Source organism: Streptomyces sp. NPDC029014 (assembly GCF_055564695.1).
Genome location: NZ_JBVHVT010000048.1, coordinates 1 through 23,642, shown reverse-complemented (window position 1 = coordinate 23,642; position 23,642 = coordinate 1). Strand labels below are relative to the sequence as shown.

Here is a 23,642-nt window from a genome sequence, read left to right as displayed (position 1 = left end):
GCCCCCGGGCCGGTACGGGACACGCCCCTCCCGGCCGTGCCGGGACCCGCAACGCCGCACCGCGCCGCACCCGGAGCCACCTCCCTCCCCGCAGCGGGGTGCCCGCTGACGGCCGCGGGCCCGGCGACGACCACGGGCCCGGCGACACCGAACACCCCGCCGGAGCCTCAGCCCGAGCCGACGGGCACGGACGCAGGCGGAGAGCGCCCCGCGAAGCCCCGGCCCGCAGCGGCGGACCGCCCCGCGGAGCCCCGCCCTACGGCGGCGGACGCCGACACGACGCCCCGCACTTCGACGGAACCGCAGCCCGGAACGGCGGGCACGACCGCGGGCGCGGCAGGGGCTCGTACCGGCACGGACGGCGGGGGCGTGTCGGCGGCGGCCCGGCGGGCGCGGCGGGCGCGGCGGCGGGACCGTCAGGTGTACCTGCGGAGCCATCCGCTGCTGTTCGGGCTGCTCGCCGCCACGCGGGGCGGGCGCGGGGTGCGCCGGCTCGGGCGGACCCTGCTGGTCCACGACCCGGCCGCGTACCGGGAGGCCCTGACCCGGCTCCCGCTCGACCGTACCGCCACCGGCACCACGGGTGGCGCGGCGCGCGAGGCGCTGGCGGGGTCCGGTTCCCCCGGCGGCGGCGTGCTGTTCGACCAGGAGGGCAGCGCCCACCGGGCGGACCGGCGCGCCCTGGCCGACGGGCTCGGCGCGGCCGGGGTGGAACGACTACGGGCGGGATGGCGGCCGTTGCTGGCGCGGCGGCTCGCGCCCCTCGCCTCGGGCGGCGAGGTGGACCTGGTGGCCCTGGCCCGGGAGCTGTCCGGGACGGTGGTCCGCGACCTCCTGGGCACGGACGCGGAACCGGTGGCGGTGGCCCGCGCGGCCGCCGACGCCGCGGCGGCCTCGGTCCGCGACCACCTCCCGGGGCTCCCCCGCCCCGGCGCGTCGGCGGCCGCCGCCCGCACGACCCGCACCCTGCGCGACCTGCTGGACGGAGGCGGAGCCACGGCCGGCGGCGGGCACACCCCGCAGGCCCCGCCCCGGACGGCAGCCGAATCCGGCCCGGCCGCGGGCACGCACAAGGGTCCGAGCACCAGCACGGGCACGATCACGCCCACGCAGCCCGTGCCCGCCACGGACACGGGCCCGACCCCGGGAACGAGGCCGGGCACCGGCCCGTACGCGGGCGCGGGCCCCGGCACGGGTCCGGGCGCGGGTCCGGCTGCGGCGGCGCACACCGGCACCGGCACCGGCGCGGGAGCACCAGAGGTGGACGGGGCGCTGGCGGCGATGGTGGCGGTGGCGGCCGTGAACACCACCGTGGCTGCGCTGCCCCGGGCCGTGGCCTGGTGTGCCGATGCCGGGCTGTGGGAGCAGGCCGCCGACCCGGAGCTGCTGCCGCGGCTGGTCGACGAGTTGCTGCGGGTGACCGCGGCTTCGCCGGTGCTGCCGCGGGTGGCCGCCGACGGCGGCAGCGTCGGCGGCTGCCCGGTCCGCGGCGGCGACCGGCTGCTGCTGGTCGCCCGGCACGCCGCCGCCGCGCACCGGCGCGACCCCGACGCCCTGGATCCGGCCGCCCCGGCCGACGCCCGCCTGGTGTTCGGTGCGGGCCCGCACGCCTGCCCCGGCGCCCGGCTGGCCCGGGCCCAGCTGGCGGACGTACTGGCGGTGCTGGCCCCGTACCGGCCGCAGGTCGTCCGGGCCCGGGTGGACCGGCGGGCGGCCCTGCCCGGCTGGCGGGTCCTCACCGTGAAGGGGGCGGGCGCGTGATCCGGATCGCGGTCACGGGGGCGAGCGGCTTCTGCGGCGGGCACGTGGCCCGGGCGGCCGCCGCCCGCGGGGCGCAGGTGGTGTGCGTGGGCCGGCGGCCCGGACCGGTCGGGGAGCACCGCTTCTGGGACGCCGCGAGCGAACTGCCGGACCTGGCCGGGGCGGACCTCGTCGTGCACTGCGCGGCGGCGGTCGGCGACCCGGCCCCCGGCTCACCGGCCGAGGCGGAGATGCACGCGGTCAACGTGGGCGGCACCGAGCGGCTGCTCCGGGCCGCCGGCGGCAGGCCGGTGGTGTGGGTGAGCAGCGCGAGCGTGTACGACCCCCGCCCGGACCGCAGCCTGGTCGGCGAGGACCATCCGCGCACCGGCCAGCTGAACGCGTACGGGCGGACCAAGGCGGAGGGCGAGGCGCTGGCCCTCGCCGCGGGGGCGGTGGTGCTGCGGCCGCGGGCCGTGTACGGCCCGGGGGACACGACGCTGCTCCCCCGCATCGTGTCCCGGGTGCGGGCGGGCACCCTGTTCCTGCCGGGCCCGGACGTCCTGCTCAGCCTGACGGCGGTGGAGAACCTGGCCGACGCGGCGTTGGCGGCGGCCGGCTGGACGCCGGGCGCGTACAACGTGGCCGACGCGCAGCCGTACGCCCGCGACGCCACGGTGCTCCGGGTGCTGCGCGCCCACGGCATCACGGCCCGCATCCGCCACCTCCCGCCGGGCCTGGCCCGTACGGCCGCCCGCGCCGCGGAGGCCCTGGCCCGCGGCGGCGAACCGCTGCTGAGCCGCTACGCGGTGGACCAACTGGCCCACTCCGTGGTCCTGGACCTCACCCGCGCCCACACCCAGGGCTGGACCCCGCACCACACCCTGGACCACTACCTGTCGACCCTGCCGGTGACTCCGGGGTGACGTCGGATCGGGTGATCGCCCGTGTGAGGATCGTGCCGTGTGCGCTGCGTCCTGCGCAGTGGCGCGCGTGACGCCGCACGAGCGAGGGGGTCCGGATGTTCGCGGGGAGAACGGCGAGGCTGGTGGTCAGCAACGACGGCGAGGAGCTGCTGGAGCTGACCGTGGAGCCCTGGGCGGACGTCCACCGCATCCGGCCGGAGGAGACCTGCGTCGTGGTCACCCACTCGCCCGCGGGTGACGGGCCGTGGAGCGGAACGTACGACGACGAACCGTTCGAGGTCGAGCACCGGCCCGGTTCGGTGACGGTGTGGGCCAACGGCCACTGCTTCCACCTCAGCGACAGGGCGGACAACCCGATCTTCGCGAACACCTACGGGGACGGTTGCCCTGCCGAGGGCCCGGCCACCTGAAGGAGTACGTGACCCGACGTCGTCGCCATGGGCGCCGCCGGCCGCTGCCCCGCCCGGAGCCCGTGCGGGACGGGCAGCGGGCGGGGTCCGGGGACGCGGCGGGCGCGCCGGAGGAGGGCGGGGCCGCCGCCCGGGCGGGCGACCCGCTGGGGGCGCGGATCCGTGCGGGCCTGCGGTAGGCCTTAGAAGACCCCCGGAGGGGCCCGATGTCGTCCTGGTCGCCGCCGGGTTGACCCCCGCCGGTGCGCTGCACGCGATCGCGGCCGGCGCCCGCGGGCTGCTGCGCCGCCGCGAGGCGGACGCCGCCGGGCTGGCGCGGGCCGCACTGGCCGCGTCCCGCGGAGACTGCACCCTGCCCCCGGACCTGCTGGACCGGCTGCTGGAGCGCTCGGCCCCCGACGGCCGGGCGGCCGCGGACAGACCGGCGGGTCCGGAGGCCACGGCCTGGCTGACCGGACGCGAGCGCAGCGTGCTGCGGCTGGTCGCCGACGGCCACGAGACGAACGAGATCGCCGAGCAGCTGTGCTGCTCGCCGCGGACCGTGACGACCGTCGTGCACGACATCACCCGACGGTTCCGCCTGCGCAACCGCGCCCACGCGGTGGCCTACGCCCTCCGGGTGGGCCTGCTGTGACCGCCGTGGCGGTACGGCCCCGCACCGCCGGACCCCGGGCGGCGGGGGCCGCCGCGGACGTGCCGCGGCTCACGGCCCGCCAGCCGGCGGTGCTCACCCTGATGGCCGAAGGCCACGGCAACGCCGTGATCGCCAGCACCCTGTCCTGCTCGGAACACACCGTCAAGAACGTGATCTACGAGCTGCTGGGCCGCCTCCAGGCCCGCGACCGCGCCCACGCGGTCGCCCGCGCCGTCCGCCACAGCCTGATCTGACCCCGCCGGGGGCGACGGGCGTCGGCCCTCGTCCGGGGTCAGCCCTCGTCCGGCGTCAGGCGCAGCGAGATCGAGTTGATGCAGTAGCGCTGGTCCGTGGGGGTCGGATAGCCCTCACCCTCGAACACGTGGCCGAGGTGGGAGCCGCAGCGGGCGCAGAGGACCTCCGTACGGACCATGCCGTGCGAGGTGTCCGCCCGCAGCTCGACCGCGTCCGTGTCCTTCGGGTCGTAGAAGGACGGCCAGCCGCAGTGCGACTCGAACTTCTCGGTGGAGCGGAAGAGCTCGGCGCCGCAGGCCCGGCAGCTGTAGACGCCGGACGTCTTGGTGTCCGTGTACTCGCCGCGGAACGCCGGCTCGGTGCCCGCCAGCCGCAGGACCTGGTACTCGGACGGCGTCAGCTCCGCCTGCCACTGCTCGTCCGTCTTCTCGACCTCGTACGCCATGACTCTTCCGCTCCCTCTTCCTGCCGTGTCCCTCGTGTCCGGCCCGTCAGCCGGACAGGCGGGCCAGGATCGCCGGACCGAGGTCCGTGACGTCTCCCGCGCCCATCGTCAGAACGAGATCACCCGGCTTCGCCATTCCCGCGATGACCTCGGCGACGGCGGCCTTGTCGTGCTCGGCGGTGACGTCGGCGCCCGCGGCGCGCGCGGCCGCGATGATGATCTCGCTGGTGACGCCCGGGATCGGGTCCTCGCGGGCCGGGTAGATGTCCAGGACCACGGCGGAGTCGGCGAGGGCGAGGGACTGGCCCATCTCCTTGCCCAGCTCCTGCGTGCGCGAGAACAGGTGCGGCTGGAAGACGACCAGGATCCGGGAGTCGCCGGCAGCGCCGCGGATGGCCTCCAGGTCGGCGGTCATCTCGGTGGGGTGGTGCGCGTAGGAGTCGATGACCTGCACGCCGGCGGCCTCGCCCTTGAGCTGGAGGCGGCGCTTGACGCCGGTGTACTTGCCGAGCGCGGAGGCCAGGTCCTCGGCCGGGATGCCGAGGGCCACGCCGGCGGCGAGGGCGGCGACGGCGTTGTGCGCGTAGTGGCGGCCGGGCACGGAGACGGTGAAGACGATCTCGCGGCCGTCGATGACGACCGAGACCTCGCTGGTCAGGCCGCGGGGGGTGATCTTCCGGATCAGGACGTCGGAGCCCTCGTCCTCACCGTACGTGGTGATCACCAGCTGGGGGTTGCCGCTGACGCGGGCGGCGATCTCGGCTGCGCCGGCCTGGCCGTGGGCGACGACCAGGGTGCCGCCGGGCACGATCTTGCCGACGAAGGTCTCGAAGGACTCGTAGATCTCGTCCATCGACGCGTAGTTCGCGTGGTGGTCGAGCTCCGCGTTCAGGATGATCGCGACCTGCGGCGTGTACTTGTGGAAGCTGCGGTCGCTCTCGTCCGCCTCGGCCACGAAGATGTCGCCGGTGCCGTGGTGGGCGTTGGAGCCCGGGGCGTCGAGGTCGCCGCCGATGGCGTACGAGGGGTCCAGGCCGAGGGCCGACAGGGAGACCGCCAGCATCGAGGTGGTGGTGGTCTTGCCGTGGGTGCCGGCGACGGCGATCGGCCGGAGGCCGTCCATCAGGGCGGCGAGGGCGTCGGAGCGGTGCACGACGGGGACGCCGAGCTCGGCGGCGCGGGCCAGCTCGGGGTTGTCGGCGCGGATCGCGCTGGAGACGACCACGCAGGTGGCGTCGTCGGCGAGGTGGCCGGCGGCGTGCCCGATGTGCACCGTCGCACCGTGGGCGCGCAGCGCCCCGGCGGTGTCGGAGTCGCGGGCGTCGCTCCCGGCGACGCGGGCGCCGCGCTGGGCGAGGATCTTCGCGATGCCGGACATCCCGGCGCCGCCGATGCCGATGAAGTGCGGGCGTTCCATGGCGTTCGGCAGGCCGGGCGGCGGCGTCATATCGGGGCTCCCCAAGGTGCGGGTCGGGCGGTACGGGCGGTACGGGCGGATGGTCCGTGCGTGCCGAGCGGGTCTGCCGGACGGCCCGCGGTACGGGCCGGCCCGACGGGCTCGACGGGTGTGTCGGACGCCAGCCTATTCGTTGTGGGCGAAGAGCTTGAGCACGGGAACCCCGACCTTGTGGCGGGCGCGGGAGGCCCAGTCCCGGTGGAAGAACTCCTCGACGAAGTGCGGGGCGGTCAGAACGATCACCTCGTCGGCGTTCGAACCCTCGACGACCTCGCGCAGTTTGTCGAGCGGGTGGTGCTCCACGATCTGCCCGTCGGCCCGGGCCCCCTTTCTCCGCAGGACCTCCAGGGAGTGGGCGAGGGCCTGCTCGGCGGGGCCGAGCGCGGCGTCCCCCTCGGGGATGTCGGCCTCGTGGATCGCCTCGGGCAGCTCGCCGAGGGCGACGTCGTCGATGGCGCGCAGCAGCCGGTCCTGATCGCCCCTGGGCTGCATGAGCACGATGAAGGAGACCGGGTCGTCCCCGTGCAGGGTGGTGACGAAGTCCGCGTCGACGGCGGTCAACGGCTGCTCGATCATCAAAACGCTCGTGAACACGGACGCCCTCTCCTCCATGGGCCGCGACCGGGCGGCCGCGCCCTGCGGAAACCATCCTGCCCCGCTCTCGCACGGGGCGTGCGCAGATATATGTGCCCAGCGGAAGTGGAGCGGAACGAGGAATTCCGCTTTTGTCAGATCCGACGGTAGCTGGTGAAGAGGAACCCGGCCTCCTCCAGCACGGAGGCCGGCGCGAGCCGGTGCGGCACGGCCACCGCGGGCCCTCCGGCGATGCGCTGGGCGTCACCGGCCGTGAGCATCGGGGAGATCGTCAGGCACAGCTCGTCGAGCACGTCCGCGGCCACGAACTGGCCCAGCAGCCGGGGCCCGCCCTCGGTGAGCTGGCGGCGCAGCCCGCGGTCCGCGAGCTCCCGTACCGCACGGGCCGGATCCACGGCGGCCCCGTCCCCGGCGACGACGATCTCGACCCCGGCCTTGGCCGCGGCGGCCACCTTGTCGGAGGGCGCGCCGGCACCGGTGACGAGCAGCGTCGGCACCAGCGGGGAGGTGAACAGCGGCAGCGAGTAGTCCAGGTCCGCCCCGGCCGTGACCACGGCGATGGCGGGCGCGGGCCCCTGCCCGGCGGCCGCGCGGCGCGCGGCGAAGGCCTCCCGCGCCCGGGCCGGGCGGTAGCCCTCCTGGCGAACCGTTTCCGCGCCGGCGATCACCACGTCGGCCAGCCCCCGCAGGGTTCCGAAGATCCGCATGTCGGTCTCGCCGGAGATCGGCTGCGAGCGGCCGTCGTGCTGGGCGGCCCCGTCCAGGGTCGACACCATGTTGGCCCGCAGCCAGTGGCCGTCCGGCCCGATCTCGGGGTACGCGTAGGCCTCCGCCAGCTCGTCCAGCGACCACTCGCGGTCCTCGGAGTGCGCGGGGAGGGGGGCGGAGCCGTCCGTGGGGCGCGCCGCGGAACGGGCCGCGGGGCGGTCAGCGGGGCGGTCAGCGGGGCCGGGTGTCTGATCGGTCACAGGGAACAGGCGTCGCATCGGTGCAGTGTGCCACGCCGCGTACAGTGAGGAGCTGTGCCAACATCACTCTCCGCCTCCGGTTCCACCCACGGGCGATCCCCGATAGCCGACGCGGGCCCGCAGTCCCTGTGCGCCCGCGAGCCCCGGGTGCCCGCCGAACGGCTGGTGGCCGAGATGGTGCCCCCGCCGCGCTTCGACTCGGTGCGCTTCGACACCTACGTGCCCGACCCCACCCAGCCGAGCCAGACCGAGGCGGTCACCGTCCTCAGCGGCTTCGCCGCCGGGCTGGGCGGCGCGCACGCCACCGGCTCCGGCAAGCGCCGCTGGTTCTCCCGCACCCCGAAGGCCGCGGCCCCCGCCGCCCCCCGCGGGGTGTACCTCGACGGCGGCTACGGCGTCGGCAAGACCCACCTGCTGGCCTCCCTGTGGCACGCCACCCCGGCCGAGCCCGCGTTGAAGGCCTTCGGCACCTTCGTGGAGCTGACCAACCTGGTCGGCGCCCTCGGCTTCCAGCAGACCGTGGACACCCTGGGCGGGCACCGGCTGCTGTGCATCGACGAGTTCGAGCTGGACGACCCGGGCGACACCGTGCTCGTCTCCTCGCTGCTCAGCCGGCTCGTCGAACGGGGCGTGGCGCTCGCCGCCACCTCCAACACGCTGCCCGGCAAGCTCGGCGAGGGCCGGTTCGCGGCCGCGGACTTCCTGCGCGAGATCCAGGGCCTCTCCGCCCACTTCCGGCCGCTGCGCATCGACGGCCAGGACTACCGCCACCGCGGGCTGCCGGAGGCGCCGGCGCCGTTCTCGGACGAGCAGGTGGCGAAGGCCGCGTACGCCACCGAGGGCGCGAGCCTCGACGACTTCCCCGGCCTCCTCGACCACCTGGCCAAGGTGCACCCGAGCCGGTACGGCGCCCTCACCGACGGCATAACCGCGGTCTGCCTCACCGACGTGGTCCCGGTGCCGGACCAGTCGACCGCGCTGCGGCTCGTCGTGCTCGCGGACCGGCTGTACGACCGTGAGATACCGGTGCTCGCCTCGGGCGTGCCGTTCGACGCGCTGTTCAGTGAAGAGATGCTGAACGGCGGCTACCGCAAGAAGTACTTCCGCGCCATATCCCGGCTCACGGCCCTGGCGCGCGACGCGAAACCCCTGGTCTGCCAGTAGGTTTGGGGGCGCCGGGCCGCATTCTTCACGGGCGGACCGGCCGTTCACCGAATTTCCTGCGAAGGGATACCGCGATCATGGCCACCACCCGTCACGCACACACCGTCTGGGAAGGCAACCTGCTGGAGGGCAAGGGTGTCGTCACCCTCGACTCCTCGGGCATCGGGTCGTACGACGTCTCCTGGCCCTCGCGCGCGGAGGCGGCGAACGGCAAGACCAGCCCGGAAGAGCTGATCGCGGCCGCGCACTCCAGCTGCTTCTCGATGGCCCTGTCCCACGGCCTCGCCGGCGCGGGCACGCCGCCGGAGCGCCTGGAGACCAAGGCCGACGTCACCTTCCAGCCGGGCGAGGGCATCACCGGCATCCACCTGACGGTGGAGGGCGTCGTCCCCGGGCTGGACGAGGCGGCCTTCCAGGCCGCGGCCGAGGACGCCAAGAAGAACTGCCCGGTGAGCCAGGCCCTGACCGGCACGACCATCACCCTGAGCGCCAACCTCGCCTGACGCCCCACCACGGCCCCGGCTACCCGCCCGGGGCCGCCCCCGGGCCGCCCTGGCGCCCTGCCCGGGCCTCCCCCGCGTCCCGCACCCGCCCGGTACGACACCTCCGTACCGCCGGGGCCGTGCCGGGTCCCGCTACGAGCGCCCGGCGCGGCCGCGCGGGACGTCCGACCGGGGCGCACCCGCGTTCCGTCCGCGCCCTGCCCACGTCCGCGCCTACCCGGCGCGGCACCTGGGTCCCGCCGGGACCCGCCCGGGCCCGCCCGCCCGCGCCGTGACCCCGTCGAGCGGCAGGGCCCGCGCCGGTTCCGGCGGACCGGCCCGGATACACGGAGTCGTGGCCCGGGCCCGGTCCGCCGCCCGGCCTCGACCCGGGCCCACCGGACGAGCCGGACGAGCCGGACGAGCCGGACGAGCCGACCCGCTGCGCCGGCCGTCCTGGCCTGCCCGGCCCCCGCAACCCCGCAATCCCGGCCACGGGTCCGGATCCGCCCCGAGCTACGGCGTGCCGCGTCGGCGCTACGGGTGGAGTGTTCGATGCGGCGCCGGAGTTCCTGGCGCGGGGCGGGGTTCGGGCGCGGGGCGGGGGTCCGGGCGCGGCGCGGGGGTTCGGGCGGCCGGTGGGGGGGTCGGGCGGCCGGTGGGGTGAGGGGGCGGCGGGGTGCGCGGGGGTGGGGTGGCGGGCGTGGTACCACGGGCCGGTCAACTGCCGCCCTCGCCCCGGGAACCGCCATGTCCCTCTCCCGCCGCAGTCTGCTCGCCGCCGCCGGCATCACCCTCGCCGGGAGCATCGGCGTGCTCCACGCCGCCGACCCGCGCGCCGCCGCCCGGGCCCGGGCCGGGTACGGGCCCCTCCTGCCCGACCCGCACGGCCTGCTCGACCTCCCCGCCGGGTTCACGTACCGCGTGCTGTCCCGCGCCGGCGACCCGCTGCGCTCCGGCGAGGGCACCGTGCCCGCCAACTGCGACGGCATGGCCGCCTTCGCCGCCGGCGCCGCCGGCGGGGTCCGGCTCGTCCGCAACCACGAGAACCGGACCACCGCCTCCGTGCGCGTCCCGGCCGTCGACGGCCTGACCTACGACCCCGCCGCCCTCGGCGGTTGCACCCTCCTCGACCTCGACCCGGCCGGCGCCGTCACCACCGAGCGCGTCGCCCTCGCCGGCACCGCCGTCAACTGCGCGGGCGGCCGCACCCCGTGGAACACCTGGCTGAGCTGCGAGGAGACCGAGGACCGGGCGGGCACCTCCGGCTACACCCGGGACCACGGCTACGTGTTCGAGGTCGACCCGGCCGACCCGCACCGCTCCGGCGCCGTCCCCCTGACCGCCCTGGGCCGCTTCGCGCACGAGGCCGTCGCCGTGGACCCGTACCGCGGCACCGTCTACGAGACGGAGGACGCCTTCGTCGAACCGTTCGGGCTCTTCTTCCGCTTCCTGCCCGCGCAACCCCTCGGCGGCCCCGGCTCCCTGCGGGCCGGCGGGCGCCTGGAGGCGCTGCGCGTGCCGGGCGTGCCGGACCTGTCCGTGGTCACCGAGCCCGGCGCCGAGTTCCCGGCGCAGTGGGTCCCCGTACCCGACCCCTCGGCGGCCGGCACCCCGATCCGCTTCCAGGACTTCGGGCCGGGCGGCATCACCCACGCCCAGAAGCTGGAGGGCTGCTACTGGGGCGACGGCGGCGTCCACTTCGTCTCCAGCTACGCCCGCAGCAGCGAGGGGTCCGCGGCCGACCACCACGGCCAGGTGTGGTTCCACGACCCGCAGCGGGGCACCGTCCGGCTGGACGTCGTCTTCGGACCGGCCACCGACGTCCAGCTGCCCGGCGACTCCCCCGACAACATCTGCCTGGCCCCCGACGGCGGCCTGATGGTGTGCGAGGACGGCGGCGGCGCCCAGTACGTGTTCGGGGTCACGCCGGGCGGCGAGGTCTACCCGGTGGCCCGCAACGCCGACGACCTCGGCGGGCCCGGGGCCCCGGAGTACGGCGAGTTCGCCGGGGTGACCTTCTCCCCGGACGGACGCACCATGTACGTCAACGCCTACACCCCCGGCACCACCTTCGCCGTGACCGGCCCCTGGCACTGACCCGGTCCGGGCCCGACCCGGGCCCGGACCGGCACCCCGGCCCTCCGCCCTCCGCGTCCCCGCCGACGTGGCGCCCACCGCCGACGCCGCTGCCCGCGCCGGACGGGGGATTGGCCTGCCCACCCCCGTGCCGCGAACATCTGTCGATCAGATCGTCATATATTTTGCCTGCGTGACCCTTTCTGTGCGCAATGCGGTGGCCACGGCCGCCCTCGGTGCCGCGCTCTGCACCGCCCTCGCCGGATGCGGAGGCGGTGGCACCCCCTCCGGCCAGGGCGGGCAGGCCCGTCTGGGCACCCCCGCCGCCCCCGCGCCGGCGGCGTCCTCCCCCCACACCCCCGAGTCCGCCCCGTCCGCCGCACCCGGTCCCGGCGCCGGCCCCGGCAAGGCTGCGATGCTCCCGCTCGGCCCGAACGGCCTCACCCCGGTCTTCGAACGCGCGAAGCAGCAGACCGACAAGACCGTCGCCCTGACCTTCGACGCCGACATGACCTCGGACCAGGGGCCGCGCGCCGCCGGCGGCGAGCACTTCGACAACCCCCAGCTGATCTCCACGCTGCGGACCCTGAAGGTGCCGTCCACGATCTTCATGACGGGCCGCTGGGCCGAGGAGTACCCCGACCAGGCGAAGGCGATCGGCACCGACCCGAACTTCGAGATCGCCAACCACTCCTACAGCCACCACGCCTTCAAGTCCCCCTGCTACGGGCTCCCCGCCCTCGACGCCGCGGCCGCCCGGGCCGACGTGGACCGGGCCTTCGCCGCCTTCCGCACGGCGGGCGCCGTCAACACCGTCCCCTACTTCCGCTTCCCCGGCGGCTGCTACGACGACCAGGCGCTGCGGGCCCTGTCCACGGCCAAGGTCACCGCGGTCCAGTGGGACGTGGTCAGCGGGGACGCCTTCGCGAAGGACCCGAACGCGGTGGCGCAGCAGGTGCTCGCCGGGGTGAAGCCGGGCTCGGTGGTGGTCATGCACTGCACCCGCAGCGCCGCCCCGGTCACCGAGGAGGCCATCCGCAAGATCGTCCCGGAGCTCCGCAACCGCGGCTACCGGTTCGTGAAGGTGTCCGAGCTCATCGGGAAGTAACGGCCGGGCCGGGCCTGCTCAGCCGCGCCGCCGCGCGACCAGGCAGGCCACCGCCCCCGCCCCGCACGCGAGCAGCAGCGCCGACGCGGCGGCCGCCGCCAGCCCGCCCGACGCCACCGTGCCCGTACGGGATCCCACCACCAGGGCCGTCACCGCGATGCGGGCCGGGGATCCGGGCAGGCCCAGGGCGGCCAGCGAACCCAGGCCGCCGGCCAGGACCGCGAAGCCCGTGGGGCGCACCAGCGGCCGGCTGGCCAGCGCCCCTGCCGCCGTGCCGACCAGCGCACAGGCCGACACCGCCAGGGCCGCGGCGGCCTCGGCCGTCCCGGCCGGCACCCCGGCGCGCCCGCCGACCAGCAGCACCGCCGCGGCGGCCGCCGCCCCGGCGAGCAACGCCCCGCCCAGGGCGGTCAGCAGGGCCGCCGCGTGCACCCGTACGGGACCTGCCGCGGCGGCGGCGCAAGCGCGCGCGGCGTCGGGCTCGCCGGTGACGCAGACCCGGACCAGCCAGGCGGCGACGGGCACCAGCCCGGCCGCCGCCCAGCCCAGCGCGTCGAGCACCGGCTCCCCGGGCCGGACCCCGGCGGCCACGAAGGCGGCGTAGAGCAGCAGCGGCCCGAGCCACCGCTGCGAGCGCAGCAGCAGCGCGCTCTGGTAGCGGACCAGCCCGGGGAGCGGGGCCCGCCCGGCGAAGACGGTCATGACAGTTCCTCCACGCTGCGGACGTGCCAGGGCGGCGTCGCCGTGAGCAGGGCGTGCAGCACGGCGTCGGACCGGTCCTCGGCCACCGTGACCAGCAGGTTCCCGTCGGGCGTGAGCGAGGCGGTGTCCAGCCCCGGCGGCGGCGCCGCACCGACCGCTTCGGCCGCCGCCCGGATCCGCACCCGTGTCTGCGGCCGGGGCCAGGCTCCGGCCGCCCCGTACACGCTCTCCAGTGCCGGGACCTCCGGGACCACCGGGACCTCGGGGACCGCCGGGACCTCGGGGACCGCCGGGGCCACCAGAACCTCCGGCACGGGGACGAGTCCGGTCCCCTCCACCCGGTGCCGGGCGCAGTGCGCGCCCGCGAGCCGCGCCGGGTCGTGGTCGACGAAGACCACCGCCCCGCCGGCGGCCGTCCGCTCGGCGACGGCCCGGTCCAGCTCGACGCGGGCGGGCGCGTCGAGGCCGGTCCAGGCCTCGTCGAGGACGAGCAGACCCGGCTCGGGCAGCAGGGCCTGGGCGACGGCGACCTTCTGGCTGCTGCCCTTGGACAGTTCGGCGAGCGGGGTGCGGGCGTGCCCGCCGGCCCCGAACCGCTCCAGCCAGTACGCGGCCCGGCGCGCGGCCTCGGCTCGCGGCAACCCGTGCACCCGTCCCATGTGGGTGAGGTAGGAACCCGCGGTGAGCGGCAGGACCGCCGGAAAGCGTTCGGGCACGAAGGCCGTGCGGCGCGGACGGCCGGTGACCCGCCCCTCCGTCGGGGCGTCGATCCCGGCGATGATCCGCATCAGCGTCGATTTGCCGCCGCCGTTGCGGCCCTCGATGCGCACCAGCGCCCCCGGCGGCAGCTCCAGGCAGACGCCGCGCAACACCCAGGGCCGCCGGGGCCCGTGGCGGCGTCCGACGCCGGTCAGCTTCAGTGGGCGGCCGCCGTCGCCTCGGTGACCTCGCTGGGCCGGACGATGACGAAGCCCTCGCCCGACAGCTTCAGCTGGACGGCCTCGCCGGAGCCGCCGCGCAGCATGGAGCCCATGGACTGGGAGCGGTGCAGGTGGGTCTCCAGCTGCGCGCTCCAGCCGACCACCGCGTCCGTGTCCACGTACACCGGGGACTGCGCGGTGACGGGTATGACGATCGGGTGGCCGTCGCAGACCACGGCGAGCTTGCCGGTGCCGGTGAAGAGGCTGTTGAAGAGGCCGCCGCCGGTCATGCCGGAGCCCTTCATCATCTTGATCTCGTAGGCGAGGGTGGAGTCGAAGCACAGGACGTTGCGCCCGTTGAGGGTCAGGGCGTCGCCCGGTTCGAAGTCCACGATGAAGCAGTGGCCGGCCTGGTGGGCGAACCAGGCCTCGCCCTGGCCCCGTACGGACATCAGCGGCAGGCCCTCGCCGGTGACGGCACGCTTGAGCATGCCTCCTATGCCCTGGCTCTTGCGCTCGAACTGGAGGTTGCCGCGGAAGGCGACCATCGAGCCCTGCCGGGCGAACATCTCGCCGTTGACGGCGTACTTCACCGACTTGGCGTTCTGCAGGGACATGCCGGAAGCGTCCGCGGGCCGGACGAGATTCTCGGACGAGAAAAGGTCGCTCTTCATGAGCCCGATCCTCACCCGGCCTGCACCCCCTCGGCATCATCCTGGAGGCGGAACCTGGCATCCTTGGCAGGATGAGCAGCCAGGACACGCACCACACTTCACACGTACCCGCCGTGGGCGCCGACAGCCCGTTCCGGCAGGGGCGCATCGCCCGCGACGATGCGCCGCAGTTCGTGCTGCCCCTGGTCGTACGGATCGAGAAGGCCGAACCCCCGGCCCGCACGGACGCGTTGGAGACGGCGGCCCGCGCGGTGCTGGTCCTGCTGTCGGACGAGCGGGCGGACGGCGAGGGCGAGTGGGCCGCGGCGGTGCGCGACTGGCAGGACGCGCGGATCCGGAAGGTGGTGCGGCGGGCGCGCGGCGCGGAGTGGCGCAAGGCCGGCACCCTGCCCGGCATCACGGTGCACGGCGCAGCGGCGGAGGTACGGGTCTTCCCGCCGATCCCGCTCGACGGCTGGCCCAAGGAACTGGCCAAGCTCCAGGTGTCCGGCACCGACCTGGACGACCAGGCCCCGCCCGCCCCGCCCACCCCGGAGGTCCCGGTCCTCTGGCTCAACCCGGACCTGGAGATGTCCGCCGGCAAGGCCATGGCCCAGGCCGGCCACGCGGCCCAGCTCGCCTGGTGGGAACTGACCACCGCGGAACGGGCGGCCTGGCAGCGGTCGGGCTTCCCCCTCCAGGTCCGCACGGCGGACCGCGCCGCCTGGCCCACCCTGACCGCGAGCGGCCTCCCCCTCGTCCGTGACGCGGGCTTCACGGAGATCGCCCCCGGCTCGGCCACGGTCATCGCCGACCACCCGTCCCTCCGCTCCCGCCCGACACCCCACTGACCCCGGCCCCCGCCCGCCCACCGCGTTCTGGCGGCCACGCGGGACATCAGCGGGTCGCGCACGGTGCTGCTGCGGGCCTGGTCCTCATGCCCGCCGGCCGAACCCGCCCGTGGGTCGGGTGGGGAATCGGGGGGCCGTGGCTGGAACCTCAAATGTTGCTCTGAACGTCCCCTTCCCGTGGTTGGCCCTGCTCCGGCGGGGTCATGACACCGGCACACGGGCCCGTACGCGGACCGCTGAGAGGGGGCAAGGGGACATGAAGCCCATGGCACGACTGGGGGTGGGCATCGGCTGGCGGCCTGAGATCGCCGACGCGATCGAGCGGCTGCCCGGCCTGGACTGGGTCGAGGTGGTGGCCGAGAACATCTGCCCCGGCCACCTGCCCGACCCGTTGCTGCGGCTGCTCGACCGCGGGGTGCGGGTCGTGCCGCACGGGGTCTCGCTGGGCCTCGGCGGAGCCGACCGGCCCGACGCGCAGAAGCTGGCCGCGCTGGCCGAGCGGGCGGCGGCCCTGGGGGCGCCGCTGGTCACCGAGCACATCGCGTTCGTACGGACCTCCTCGCCGGCGCTGGAGGCCGGCCACCTGCTGCCGGTGCAGCGGACCCGGGAGGCCCTCGACGTGCTGTGCGAGAACGTCCGGATCGCGCAGGACGCCCTGCCGGTGCCGCTCGCGCTGGAGAACATCGCCGCGCTCGTCCGCTGGCCCGGCGAGGAGCTCACGGAGGCGCAGTTCCTGACGGAGCTCGTCGAGCGGACCGGGGTCCGGCTGCTGATCGACGTCGCCAACCTGCACACCAACCGGATCAACCGCGGCGAGGACCCGGCCGCGGTGCTGGACGGGATCCCGTTGGAGGCGCTGGCGTACGTGCACGTCGCCGGGGGCGTCGAGCGGGACGGGGTGTGGCACGACACGCACGCGCACCCGGTGCCGCCCGCCGTGCTGGACGTCCTGGCGGAGCTGGGCCGGCGGACGGCCCCGGCGGGGGTGCTGCTGGAGCGCGACGACGACTTCCCGGCGGAGGAGGAGCTCGCCGCCGAGCTGGACGTCATCCGCGCGGCCCTCGACACCGCCGCGCAGCCGGCCCCGCCCGTCGCGGGCGCGGGCGGCCCCGCGGTGGCGGACCCGGGCGCCGCCCGGATGCGGGTCGGGCTGGAGCAGGCCGCGCTGCTGTCCGCGCTGGTCGCCGGAACGCCCGTACCCGAGGGCTTCGACCGGCAGCGCGTACGGGTGCAGGCGCGCGCCCTGGCCGCGAAGCGGGCCGACGTCGTCGCGAAGATCGCCCCCGAGCTGCCCGGGATCCTGGGCGGGCGGGCGCCGTTCCGCACGGCCTTCCTCGCGTACGCCCGCACCCGCCCCATGACCGGCGGCTACCGCCGGGACGCCCTCGACTTCGCCGAGGACCTGCTGATCCGGGACCTGCCCGCCGACCCCGCCGCCCGGCGCCGGCTCACGGCCTGGTGGCAGGAGCGGGCCGGGGCGAGGCCGCCGCGGCGCATCGTGCGCTGGGCCCGCACCCTGCTGGGGAGGGCCGCGTGAGCTCCTTCGTCCTCGGCCTCTGCATCGCCGTCCTCGTCTCCTCGCTGCTGCTCGTCTCCGGGCTGCGGCGCGGCCGGCCGCGTACGACGGACCCGGCTCCGCGGCTGCACGACCTGTCCGAGGCCGCGTTCCTCACCGGCGGGCCGGGCGGGGTCGTGGACACCGCGCTCGTCTCGCTCCTGTGCGACGGCCGGATGGCCGCGGGCGGACCCGGCATCGTCCAGGTCCGGCCCGGGGCCCGGGCCGCCGACCCGGCCGAGCGGGCCGTGCTCCAGGCGTACGCGCAGGCCCCGTCCGGTTGGCTGTACCAGGTGCGGTACGCCGCCATGATCGACCCCTCTGTCCAGGAGACCGGCGACGTCCTGGCGCACCGCGGGCTGCTCGCCCCGCCCGGCTGGGGGCGCACGTGGCGGCGCTGGGGCCGGATCCAGGCGGTCGTGTGCGGGGTCCTGCTGTTCCTGTCGGTGCCGATGTTCCTCTTCGCGGTGACGGTGGGCTCCGCCTCCGCGGCCCCGGCCTTCCTCGGCCTGTACCCGGCCCTGATCATCGGCCTCGTCGTGGGCGCCGTGTGCGCGTCACGGGCCAAGCGGCGCATCACCGCGGCCGGGCAGCAGGCCCTGTCCGGGATGCGGGTGCTGTACGGGGGCGACGGCAGCCCGCAGGTGCGGACCGCCCTGTTCGGGCTGGGCGGCCTGCAGGACCCGTACCTGAAGTCCCTGCTGGTCCCGGCCGCCCGGGACACCCGGCTGGCCGCGGCCCAACACCGCTCCCGCCGCGCCGGATCCGTCGGCTCCGGGGCCACCGGCAGCCCCCGCCGCTCCGGTTCGGACGACGGCTGCGGGTCCTCCGCCCCGGACGTGCTGCCGGTCGTCTGGTGCGCGGGCAGCGACACCGGCGGGTCCGGATCAGGCTCGGGCTGCGGCAGCAGCGGGTCGAGCTGCTCCGGCGGCTCGGGCTGCGGCAGCAGTTCCAACTGCTCCAGCGGGTCGAGTTGCTCCAGCAGTTCGAGTTGCTCCAGCAGCTCCAGTTGCTCCAGCAGTTCCAGCTGCAGTAGTAGCAGCTCCTGACGCTCCCTCAACCGGGCGACGGGCGGCCGACACCCGGCGGGGGTCCTGTACAACCACCCGCCCGGCACATCTCATCGGATGATCCGAGGATGAAGGGCGGGCCGTCATGGGGACCACGAGGACCACCGGGACCACGAGGGCCACGAGGGCCACGAGAGCCACGAGAGCCACGGGGACCCTGCTCGGCCGCCGGCATGCCGCCGCCGCGGCCCTGCTCTGCCTCACCACCCTGGGCAGCCCGCCCCCGGCCCACGCCACCCCCGCCGCCCCGCCCGCCGGCGGGGACGCCGCCCGCCGGGCCGCCGCCGCGGACGCCGGGGCCGAGGCCGTGGCCCGGCGGCTGGCCCTCCGGCCGGCCGGCGCCGGGCTGGCCTTCGGCCCCTGCCCGGCCGCGGAGGAACTGCCCTCCCCCGTGCGGTGCGCGACCCTCCGCGTCCCCCTCGACTACGCCCGCCCCGACGGCCCGCAGATCCCGCTCACCGTCAGCAGGGTTCCCGCCACCGGCCGCGGCGGCGCCACCCGCCAGGGCGCCCTCGTCTACAACCCCGGCGGCCCCGGCGCCTCCGGGCTGTTCTTCCCCCTCGTCGCCGACCTGCCCGAATGGGAGCGCATCGGCGCCGCCTACGACCTCGTCGGCTACGCCCCGCGCGGCGTCGCCGGCCCGGCCCCGCTGTCCTGCGAGGACCCGGCCGCCGCCGCCCAGGCCGGCCCCACCCGGCTCCCGGCCGAGCCCTCGCCCGCGGACAAGCGCGCCCGCATCGCCGCCGCCCGGGCCTACGCCCGCGGCTGCGCGCAGCGGTCGGGGGCGGCGCTGGCGTATTACTCGACCCTCGACAACGTCCGCGACCTGCACGTGCTGCGGGCGGCGCTCGGCGAGCCGAAGCTGACCTTCATGGGGGCCTCGTACGGCACCTACCTGGGCGCGGTGTACGCCACCCGCCACCCGGGCCGGGTCCGCCGGATGGTCCTCGACTCCGCCGTGAACCCCGACCCGCGCCGGATCTGGTACCGCAACAACCTCGACCAGGGGGCCGGCTTCGAGCGCCGTTGGCAGGACTTCCGCGCCTGGGCGGCCCGCCACCACGCGGTGTACGGGCTCGGCAGCACGCCGGGGGCCGTGCAGGCGAGCTACGAGCGGGTACGGGACGCGGTCGCCCGCACCCCGGCGGGCGGGGTCGTCGGGACGGGCGAGCTGCAGTCGGCGTACCTCCGGGCCGCGTACTACGACGAGGTGTGGCCGGAGCGGGCGGCGGCGCTGTCGGCGTTCCTGGCCGGGGACGCGGGCCCGCTGACCGAACAGGCCCGGCCGGACCCGGCGTCGGCGGTCGCCCGGGAGAACTCCCGGGCCGTGTACACGGCGGTGATGTGCAACGACGCGCCCTGGCCCGCGGACTGGGCGGTCTGGGACCGCGACAACACGCGGCTGGCGCGCCGGGCGCCGTTCGAGACGTGGGCGAACGCCTTCCTGAACCTGCCGTGCGCGTACTGGCCGGTCCGCGAGCGGCAGCAGCCGGTGGCGGTCGGCGCGCGGTCGGCGGCGGTCCTCGGCGAGCAGCCGGCCGCGCTCCCCGGCACGCTGGTGGTCGCGGCCGAGCGGGACGGGGCGACCCCGTACCCGGGGGCCCTGGAGCTCCAGCGGCGGCTCGGCCGGCGGTCGTCCCTGGTCACGGAGGCGGGGGCCGGCACCCACGGGGTGGTCGGCGGCCGCAGTGCGTGCGTGGACGGGCACGTGGAGCGGTACCTGCTGACAGGGGCCACCCCCGGGTGGCGTGTCACGTGTGCGCCGCATCCGGAGCCCGCACCGGTGTCGCTGGACGACCGGGCAGCAGGGCCCGGGAAGGTACCCGCGGTACCCAGGGCTCTGCTGCCGCCGGTCGTCTGAACTTCCGGGGCGGGATCTCCGGCTGCGTCGTTTCGGGGGCAGTGCCTCCCGATCCGCCGGAGGAGGTCAGTCCTCCGGCCGTTCCCCCCTGGGGAGGTCTCAGGCGAGCCCGGCCACCAGATCGGCGACGGACTTGCGGCGCCCGGTGAAGAACGGAACCTCTTCACGGACGTGCATACGGGCCTCGGAGGCACGCAGGTGGCGCATGAGGTCCACGATGCGGTAGAGCTCGTCGGCCTCGAAGGCCAGCAGCCACTCGTAGTCGCCCAGCGAGAAGGAGGCGACGGTGTTGGCCCGGACGTCCGGGAAACCGCGGGCCATCTTGCCGTGGTCGGCGAGCATGCGGCGGCGGTCCTCGTCCGGCAGCAGGTACCAGTCGTAGCTGCGCACGAAGGGGTACACGCTGACGTAGTCGCGGGCGACCTCGTCGGCCAGGAAGGCCGGGATGTGCGACTTGTTGAACTCGGCCGGGCGGTGCAGGGCCATGTTCGACCACACCGGCTCCAGCGCACGGCCCAGCTTGGTGCGGCGGAACAGGTTGTACGCGGTCTGCAGCTCGTCGGCGGTCTCCGCGTGCCACCAGATCATGACGTCGGCGTCCGCGCGCAGACCGGAGACGTCATAGGTGCCGCGGACGGTGATGTCCTTGGCGGCCAGCTGGTCGAAGAGCTCCTGGACCTCGTCCGCGTACCCGGAGCGGTCCTCGGGGAGGACGTCCTTGAGCTTGAAGACGGACCACAGGGTGTAGCGAATGACCTCGTTGAGGTCCTTCGCCTTCTTCCCCGCGTTGGGAATCTTCTCTGGTGCAGTCATGTGTCCATTGTCCCGTGTGCTGATCAGTGGTCGGCGCCAGGGGTGCCCAACGTGGCGATCACCACGTCGGCGGCCTTCCCGGCGCTCGCGATGCACGCCGGGATGCCGACGCCGTCGTACAGGGCGCCGCACACGGCGAGGCCCGGCAGGGCCGCGACGGCCGTGCGGATCCGGTCCACCCGGGAGAGGTGACCGACCGGGTACTGCGGCAGGCCGCCGTCCCAGCGGGTGACCGTGGAGGCCACCGGGCGGGCGGCGAGGCCGACCGCCTCGCCGAGGTCCCGCAGAGAGACGTCGACCAGCTCGGAGTCCTCGCGGCCCAGGTCGGCCTCGTCGGCGTAGCGGCCGACGGAGGTGCGCAGCAGGAAGAGGTCGGGGTCGGCGCCGGCCCAGGACCACTTGCTGCTGGAGAAGGTGGACGCCTTGATGGTCCGCCCGTCGACCGGCGGTACGAGGAACCCGCTGGCCCGGCCGTCGGTGATCGGGGCGGGCAGCTCGGAGCGCCGGAACGCCAGGGTGACCAGCGCCATCGACGCGTACTCGACGGTGCGCAGCTCGGCGGCCGCGGCCGGGGCGAGCCCGTCCAGCAGCCGGGCGGCCGGCTCCGCCGGGACGGCCAGCACGACGGCGTCGGCGGCCACGGTGCCGGTGTCGGTGACGACCTGCCAGCCCCCGGGGGTCCGGCGGAGCCCGCGCACCGGGGTGTCGGTGCTGATCCGGGCGCCGGCGGCCCGGCAGGCGTCGGCCACGGCCTGCGGGAGCCGCCCGATGCCGCCCTCGATGCCCGAGAAGACGGGGCCGGCCTGCTGCGGCTGCTCCGCGGCCCGGCGCTGGACGTCCCGTACGGCCTCGGCGAGCGAGGCGTGCGCCCGGGCGGCCGCGAAGAGCTGGGGCACGGCGGCGCGCATCGACAGGCGGTAGGCGTCACCGGCGTAGACCCCGCCGAGGAGGGGCTCGACGAGCCGGTCGACGACCTCCCGGCCGAGGCGGGCCGCCACGTACGCGCCGACGGCGACGTCCTCGCCGATCTCGGCGGGCGGCAGGTCGCGTTCGGCCTCGATCCGGGCCAGGCCCTCCGCGGACAGCACCCCCGACTCGGCCAGCGGCGCCAGGTCGCCGGGGACGCCCATGACGTGACCGCGCGGCATGGGCCGCAGCGCGCCACGGGTCCACAGGTGCGCGGTGGTGGTGGCCGGCGGCTGCAACGCCCCGCCGAGGCCGACGGCCCGGGCCAGTTCCAGGGCCTCGGGGCGGCGGGCCAGGACGGATTCGGCGCCGAGGTCGACGGGGGCGCCGGCGAGCTCGCCGGCGTACAGCTTGCCACCGAGCCGGGGCCCGGCCTCCAGCAGGGTGACGCCGACGCCCGCGCCGAGCAGCCGGTGGGCCGCCGCGAGGCCGGCGATGCCGCCGCCGATGACGACGGCGTGGCGGGCCCCGGGCGCCGCCGGGTCCGTACGCATGTCCGCTTCGTGCATGGACACATCGTCTCAGACCGATCAACGGGCGATCACCGAGGCCGGACCGTGACCGCATCGGGACCGTCCCGGGACCGCGGGAGCGAAACCCGTGGGGCGACGGTGGACGTCGAAACGGCACAGCGGCAGCAACCCTTGGGGGGACAGCAGTGCAGACTCAGAACCACCCGGACGGCCCGGTCGGCCCGGCCCGCCCCGACGGCCCGCGCGCCAGGGGCCGTTCACGCACCGGGCGTGCCACGGCGGCGCTGGCCGGCCTCGGCCTGACCTGCGCACTCGCACTCACGCTCACCGGATGCGGCGCCGACGGCCCCGGCACGGCCTCGGCGGACAAGGCGGCCGTGGCCCCGCAGGGCCCGGCAGCCCAGGGCAAGCCGGGCGCGGGCGCGGGCGCGGCCGCCCCGGCACCGGCGGAGGGCGCGGCCGGGAGCCAGAAGGCACCGGCCGCGGTCCGCCCGCAGGTCATCCGGACCGCGAACGTCGGCATCGAGACGCAGGACGCGGCGAAGGTGCTGGCGTCGGCCCGTACGGCGGCGGAGGGCGCGGGCGGGTACGTGGGCAACGAGTCCACGCAGCGCGGCGAGAACGGTCGGATCAGGTCCACGCTGACCCTGCGGGTGCCCGCGGACCGGTTCGACGCGGTGCTCGGTGCGTTGGAGGGCAGCGGCAAGCTGCTCCACCGGAAGGTAGAGGCGCAGGACGTGACCGAGAAGGTCGCGGACGTCGACAGCCGGGTCAAGTCGCAGCAGGCGAGCGTGGCGCGGGTGCGGGAGATGATGGAGAAGGCCACCGCGCTCGGCGACGTGGTGATGCTGGAGGGCGAGCTCTCCAAGCGCCAGTCGGACCTGGAGGCGCTGCTCGCCCAGCAGAACGCACTGCGGGACCAGACCTCGATGGGCACGATCACGGTGGAGGTCTCCGAGCCGGCGGACGAGCCGGCGCAGGAGAAGGAGGACGCGCCGCCGTCCGTCACGGGCGCCCTGGCGGGCGGCTGGAAGGCCTTCACGACCGTCCTGCGGTACGTGGTGCTGGTGGTGGCCGTGGTGCTGCCGTTCGCGGTGACGGCCGCGCTGGGCGCGCTGGCGTTCCGGCTGTACCGGCGACTGCGCCCGCCGGCACCGAAGTCGGGGCTCACGCCGACCGCCCGCCCGGTCCCGGCGCAACCCCGCCCACCGGCCCCGAACCCGGACCCGAACCCGGACCCGGACGCGGACCCGACCCCGGACCCGGACGCGGACCCGACGGAATCACCGCGCATGGCGGACTGAACACCCGTACGCCCGTAGCGTGTTCCCCAGGAACGGCTGTGGAGGGACGGTGCGGACGATGGCAGCGGAACGACTGGTGGTGATCGGCGGCGACGCGGCGGGGATGTCCGCCGCGTCGCAGGCCCGGCGGGCTGAGGGGCAGGCGGAGGGGGGGGTCAGCACCTTTTAGGGGGGGGGCTTCCCACCTTCACCTCTCTTGAGGAGTCCATTCTG

Annotated in this window: 23 protein-coding genes and 1 pseudogene; 15 read left to right on the top strand and 9 right to left on the bottom strand. The window is 76.0% G+C overall.

The window, feature by feature from the left end:
- Positions 1 to 420: 420 nt before the first annotated feature.
- From ACZ4VL_RS25000 to ACZ4VL_RS24975, 6 genes and pseudogenes are all read left to right on the top strand, one after another.
- Positions 421 to 1,761: a cytochrome P450 gene (locus tag ACZ4VL_RS25000; RefSeq protein WP_468204013.1), complete on the top strand. Its 1,341-nt coding sequence runs from the start codon at positions 421 to 423 to the stop codon at positions 1,759 to 1,761.
- The gene (locus tag ACZ4VL_RS24995; RefSeq protein WP_468204010.1) at positions 1,758 to 2,666 is read left to right on the top strand and encodes an NAD-dependent epimerase/dehydratase family protein; all 909 of its coding nucleotides are present in this window, start codon (positions 1,758 to 1,760) and stop codon (positions 2,664 to 2,666) included. The genes ACZ4VL_RS25000 and ACZ4VL_RS24995 overlap by 4 nt, the downstream gene beginning before the upstream one ends.
- 95 nt (positions 2,667 to 2,761) lie before the next feature.
- Positions 2,762 to 3,076 (top strand): hypothetical protein, encoded by a 315-nt coding sequence (locus ACZ4VL_RS24990; protein ID WP_468204008.1) that lies wholly within the window; start codon positions 2,762 to 2,764, stop codon positions 3,074 to 3,076.
- 8 nt (positions 3,077 to 3,084) lie between these two features.
- Complete coding sequence (locus ACZ4VL_RS24985; RefSeq protein WP_468204006.1) at positions 3,085 to 3,255, top strand: hypothetical protein; 171 nt, start codon at positions 3,085 to 3,087, stop codon at positions 3,253 to 3,255.
- A 23-nt stretch (positions 3,256 to 3,278) separates the two neighbouring features.
- Positions 3,279 to 3,710 (top strand): annotated as a pseudogene (locus ACZ4VL_RS24980) (helix-turn-helix transcriptional regulator); the annotation flags it as partial.
- Positions 3,707 to 3,964: a response regulator transcription factor gene (locus ACZ4VL_RS24975; protein ID WP_468204003.1), complete on the top strand. Its 258-nt coding sequence runs from the start codon at positions 3,707 to 3,709 to the stop codon at positions 3,962 to 3,964. The pseudogene ACZ4VL_RS24980 and the gene ACZ4VL_RS24975, both read left to right, overlap by 4 nt.
- A 38-nt stretch (positions 3,965 to 4,002) precedes the next feature.
- Here ACZ4VL_RS24975 and msrB read toward each other — a convergent pair whose 3' ends face one another.
- The 4 genes from msrB to ACZ4VL_RS24955 form a co-directional block, all read right to left on the bottom strand.
- Complete coding sequence (msrB, locus tag ACZ4VL_RS24970; protein ID WP_468204001.1) at positions 4,003 to 4,410, bottom strand: peptide-methionine (R)-S-oxide reductase MsrB; 408 nt, start codon at positions 4,408 to 4,410, stop codon at positions 4,003 to 4,005.
- A 46-nt stretch (positions 4,411 to 4,456) separates the two neighbouring features.
- Complete coding sequence (gene murC / locus ACZ4VL_RS24965) at positions 4,457 to 5,857, bottom strand: UDP-N-acetylmuramate--L-alanine ligase (protein ID WP_468203997.1); 1,401 nt, start codon at positions 5,855 to 5,857, stop codon at positions 4,457 to 4,459.
- A gap of 135 nt (positions 5,858 to 5,992) precedes the next feature.
- The gene (locus ACZ4VL_RS24960) at positions 5,993 to 6,460 is read right to left on the bottom strand and encodes an indole-3-glycerol phosphate synthase (protein WP_468203995.1); all 468 of its coding nucleotides are present in this window, start codon (positions 6,458 to 6,460) and stop codon (positions 5,993 to 5,995) included.
- Between the two features lie 134 nt (positions 6,461 to 6,594).
- Positions 6,595 to 7,446 (bottom strand): pyrimidine reductase family protein, encoded by an 852-nt coding sequence (locus ACZ4VL_RS24955; protein WP_468203993.1) that lies wholly within the window; start codon positions 7,444 to 7,446, stop codon positions 6,595 to 6,597.
- Positions 7,447 to 7,482: 36 nt separating this feature from the next.
- Between ACZ4VL_RS24955 and zapE the strand changes: the two genes are divergently transcribed.
- The 4 genes from zapE to ACZ4VL_RS24935 all read left to right on the top strand — a co-directional run bounded on the left by zapE (position 7,483) and on the right by ACZ4VL_RS24935 (position 12,261).
- A complete protein-coding gene (zapE, locus tag ACZ4VL_RS24950) occupies positions 7,483 to 8,592 on the top strand; it encodes a cell division protein ZapE (RefSeq protein WP_468203991.1) in 1,110 nt (369 codons plus the stop codon).
- Positions 8,593 to 8,669: 77 nt separating this feature from the next.
- Positions 8,670 to 9,095, top strand: coding sequence for an OsmC family peroxiredoxin (locus ACZ4VL_RS24945; RefSeq protein ID WP_468203989.1), 426 nt, complete (start codon positions 8,670 to 8,672; stop codon positions 9,093 to 9,095).
- 729 nt (positions 9,096 to 9,824) lie between these two features.
- On the top strand, positions 9,825 to 11,174 hold the full coding sequence (locus tag ACZ4VL_RS24940; RefSeq protein ID WP_468203987.1) for an alkaline phosphatase PhoX: 1,350 nt from the start codon (positions 9,825 to 9,827) through the stop codon (positions 11,172 to 11,174).
- Positions 11,175 to 11,346: 172 nt separating this feature from the next.
- Positions 11,347 to 12,261 carry a polysaccharide deacetylase family protein gene (locus ACZ4VL_RS24935; protein WP_468203985.1) on the top strand — a complete coding sequence of 305 codons (915 nt, stop codon included), beginning with the start codon at positions 11,347 to 11,349 and terminating at the stop codon, positions 12,259 to 12,261.
- An 18-nt stretch (positions 12,262 to 12,279) separates the two neighbouring features.
- Here ACZ4VL_RS24935 and ACZ4VL_RS24930 read toward each other — a convergent pair whose 3' ends face one another.
- From ACZ4VL_RS24930 to ACZ4VL_RS24920, 3 genes are read right to left on the bottom strand one after another with little or no spacing between them, the layout of a single operon-like run.
- The gene (locus ACZ4VL_RS24930; protein WP_468203982.1) at positions 12,280 to 12,963 is read right to left on the bottom strand and encodes an ABC transporter; all 684 of its coding nucleotides are present in this window, start codon (positions 12,961 to 12,963) and stop codon (positions 12,280 to 12,282) included.
- A complete protein-coding gene (locus tag ACZ4VL_RS24925) occupies positions 12,960 to 13,883 on the bottom strand; it encodes an ABC transporter ATP-binding protein (RefSeq protein ID WP_468204077.1) in 924 nt (307 codons plus the stop codon). The genes ACZ4VL_RS24930 and ACZ4VL_RS24925 overlap by 4 nt, the downstream gene beginning before the upstream one ends.
- The gene (locus tag ACZ4VL_RS24920) at positions 13,880 to 14,557 is read right to left on the bottom strand and encodes an AIM24 family protein (RefSeq protein WP_468203980.1); all 678 of its coding nucleotides are present in this window, start codon (positions 14,555 to 14,557) and stop codon (positions 13,880 to 13,882) included. The genes ACZ4VL_RS24925 and ACZ4VL_RS24920 overlap by 4 nt, the downstream gene beginning before the upstream one ends.
- Before the next feature lie 71 nt (positions 14,558 to 14,628).
- Here ACZ4VL_RS24920 and ACZ4VL_RS24915 point away from each other — a divergent pair, with 71 nt between their 5' ends.
- The 4 genes from ACZ4VL_RS24915 (at position 14,629) to ACZ4VL_RS24900 (ending at position 19,873) form a co-directional block, all read left to right on the top strand.
- Positions 14,629 to 15,387 (top strand): aminoacyl-tRNA hydrolase, encoded by a 759-nt coding sequence (locus ACZ4VL_RS24915; RefSeq protein ID WP_468203978.1) that lies wholly within the window; start codon positions 14,629 to 14,631, stop codon positions 15,385 to 15,387.
- Between the two features lie 265 nt (positions 15,388 to 15,652).
- On the top strand, positions 15,653 to 16,924 hold the full coding sequence (locus ACZ4VL_RS24910) for an MbnB/TglH/ChrH family RiPP precursor modification enzyme (RefSeq protein WP_468203975.1): 1,272 nt from the start codon (positions 15,653 to 15,655) through the stop codon (positions 16,922 to 16,924).
- A complete protein-coding gene (locus tag ACZ4VL_RS24905) occupies positions 16,921 to 17,991 on the top strand; it encodes a TIGR04222 domain-containing membrane protein (RefSeq protein WP_468203973.1) in 1,071 nt (356 codons plus the stop codon). The genes ACZ4VL_RS24910 and ACZ4VL_RS24905 overlap by 4 nt, the downstream gene beginning before the upstream one ends.
- Before the next feature lie 106 nt (positions 17,992 to 18,097).
- Positions 18,098 to 19,873, top strand: a complete 1,776-nt coding sequence (locus tag ACZ4VL_RS24900) for an alpha/beta hydrolase (protein ID WP_468203970.1) — start codon at positions 18,098 to 18,100, stop codon at positions 19,871 to 19,873.
- A 99-nt stretch (positions 19,874 to 19,972) separates the two neighbouring features.
- On the opposite strand, the gene hemQ is transcribed toward ACZ4VL_RS24900, so the two are convergent.
- A complete protein-coding gene (gene hemQ / locus ACZ4VL_RS24895; RefSeq protein ID WP_361089588.1) occupies positions 19,973 to 20,686 on the bottom strand; it encodes a hydrogen peroxide-dependent heme synthase in 714 nt (237 codons plus the stop codon).
- A gap of 23 nt (positions 20,687 to 20,709) precedes the next feature.
- Positions 20,710 to 22,161 carry a protoporphyrinogen oxidase gene (hemG, locus tag ACZ4VL_RS24890; RefSeq protein ID WP_468203967.1) on the bottom strand — a complete coding sequence of 484 codons (1,452 nt, stop codon included), beginning with the start codon at positions 22,159 to 22,161 and terminating at the stop codon, positions 20,710 to 20,712.
- A gap of 149 nt (positions 22,162 to 22,310) precedes the next feature.
- Here hemG and ACZ4VL_RS24885 point away from each other — a divergent pair, with 149 nt between their 5' ends.
- Positions 22,311 to 23,429 carry a DUF4349 domain-containing protein gene (locus ACZ4VL_RS24885; protein WP_468203965.1) on the top strand — a complete coding sequence of 373 codons (1,119 nt, stop codon included), beginning with the start codon at positions 22,311 to 22,313 and terminating at the stop codon, positions 23,427 to 23,429.
- The last annotated feature ends 213 nt before the right edge of the window (positions 23,430 to 23,642 follow it).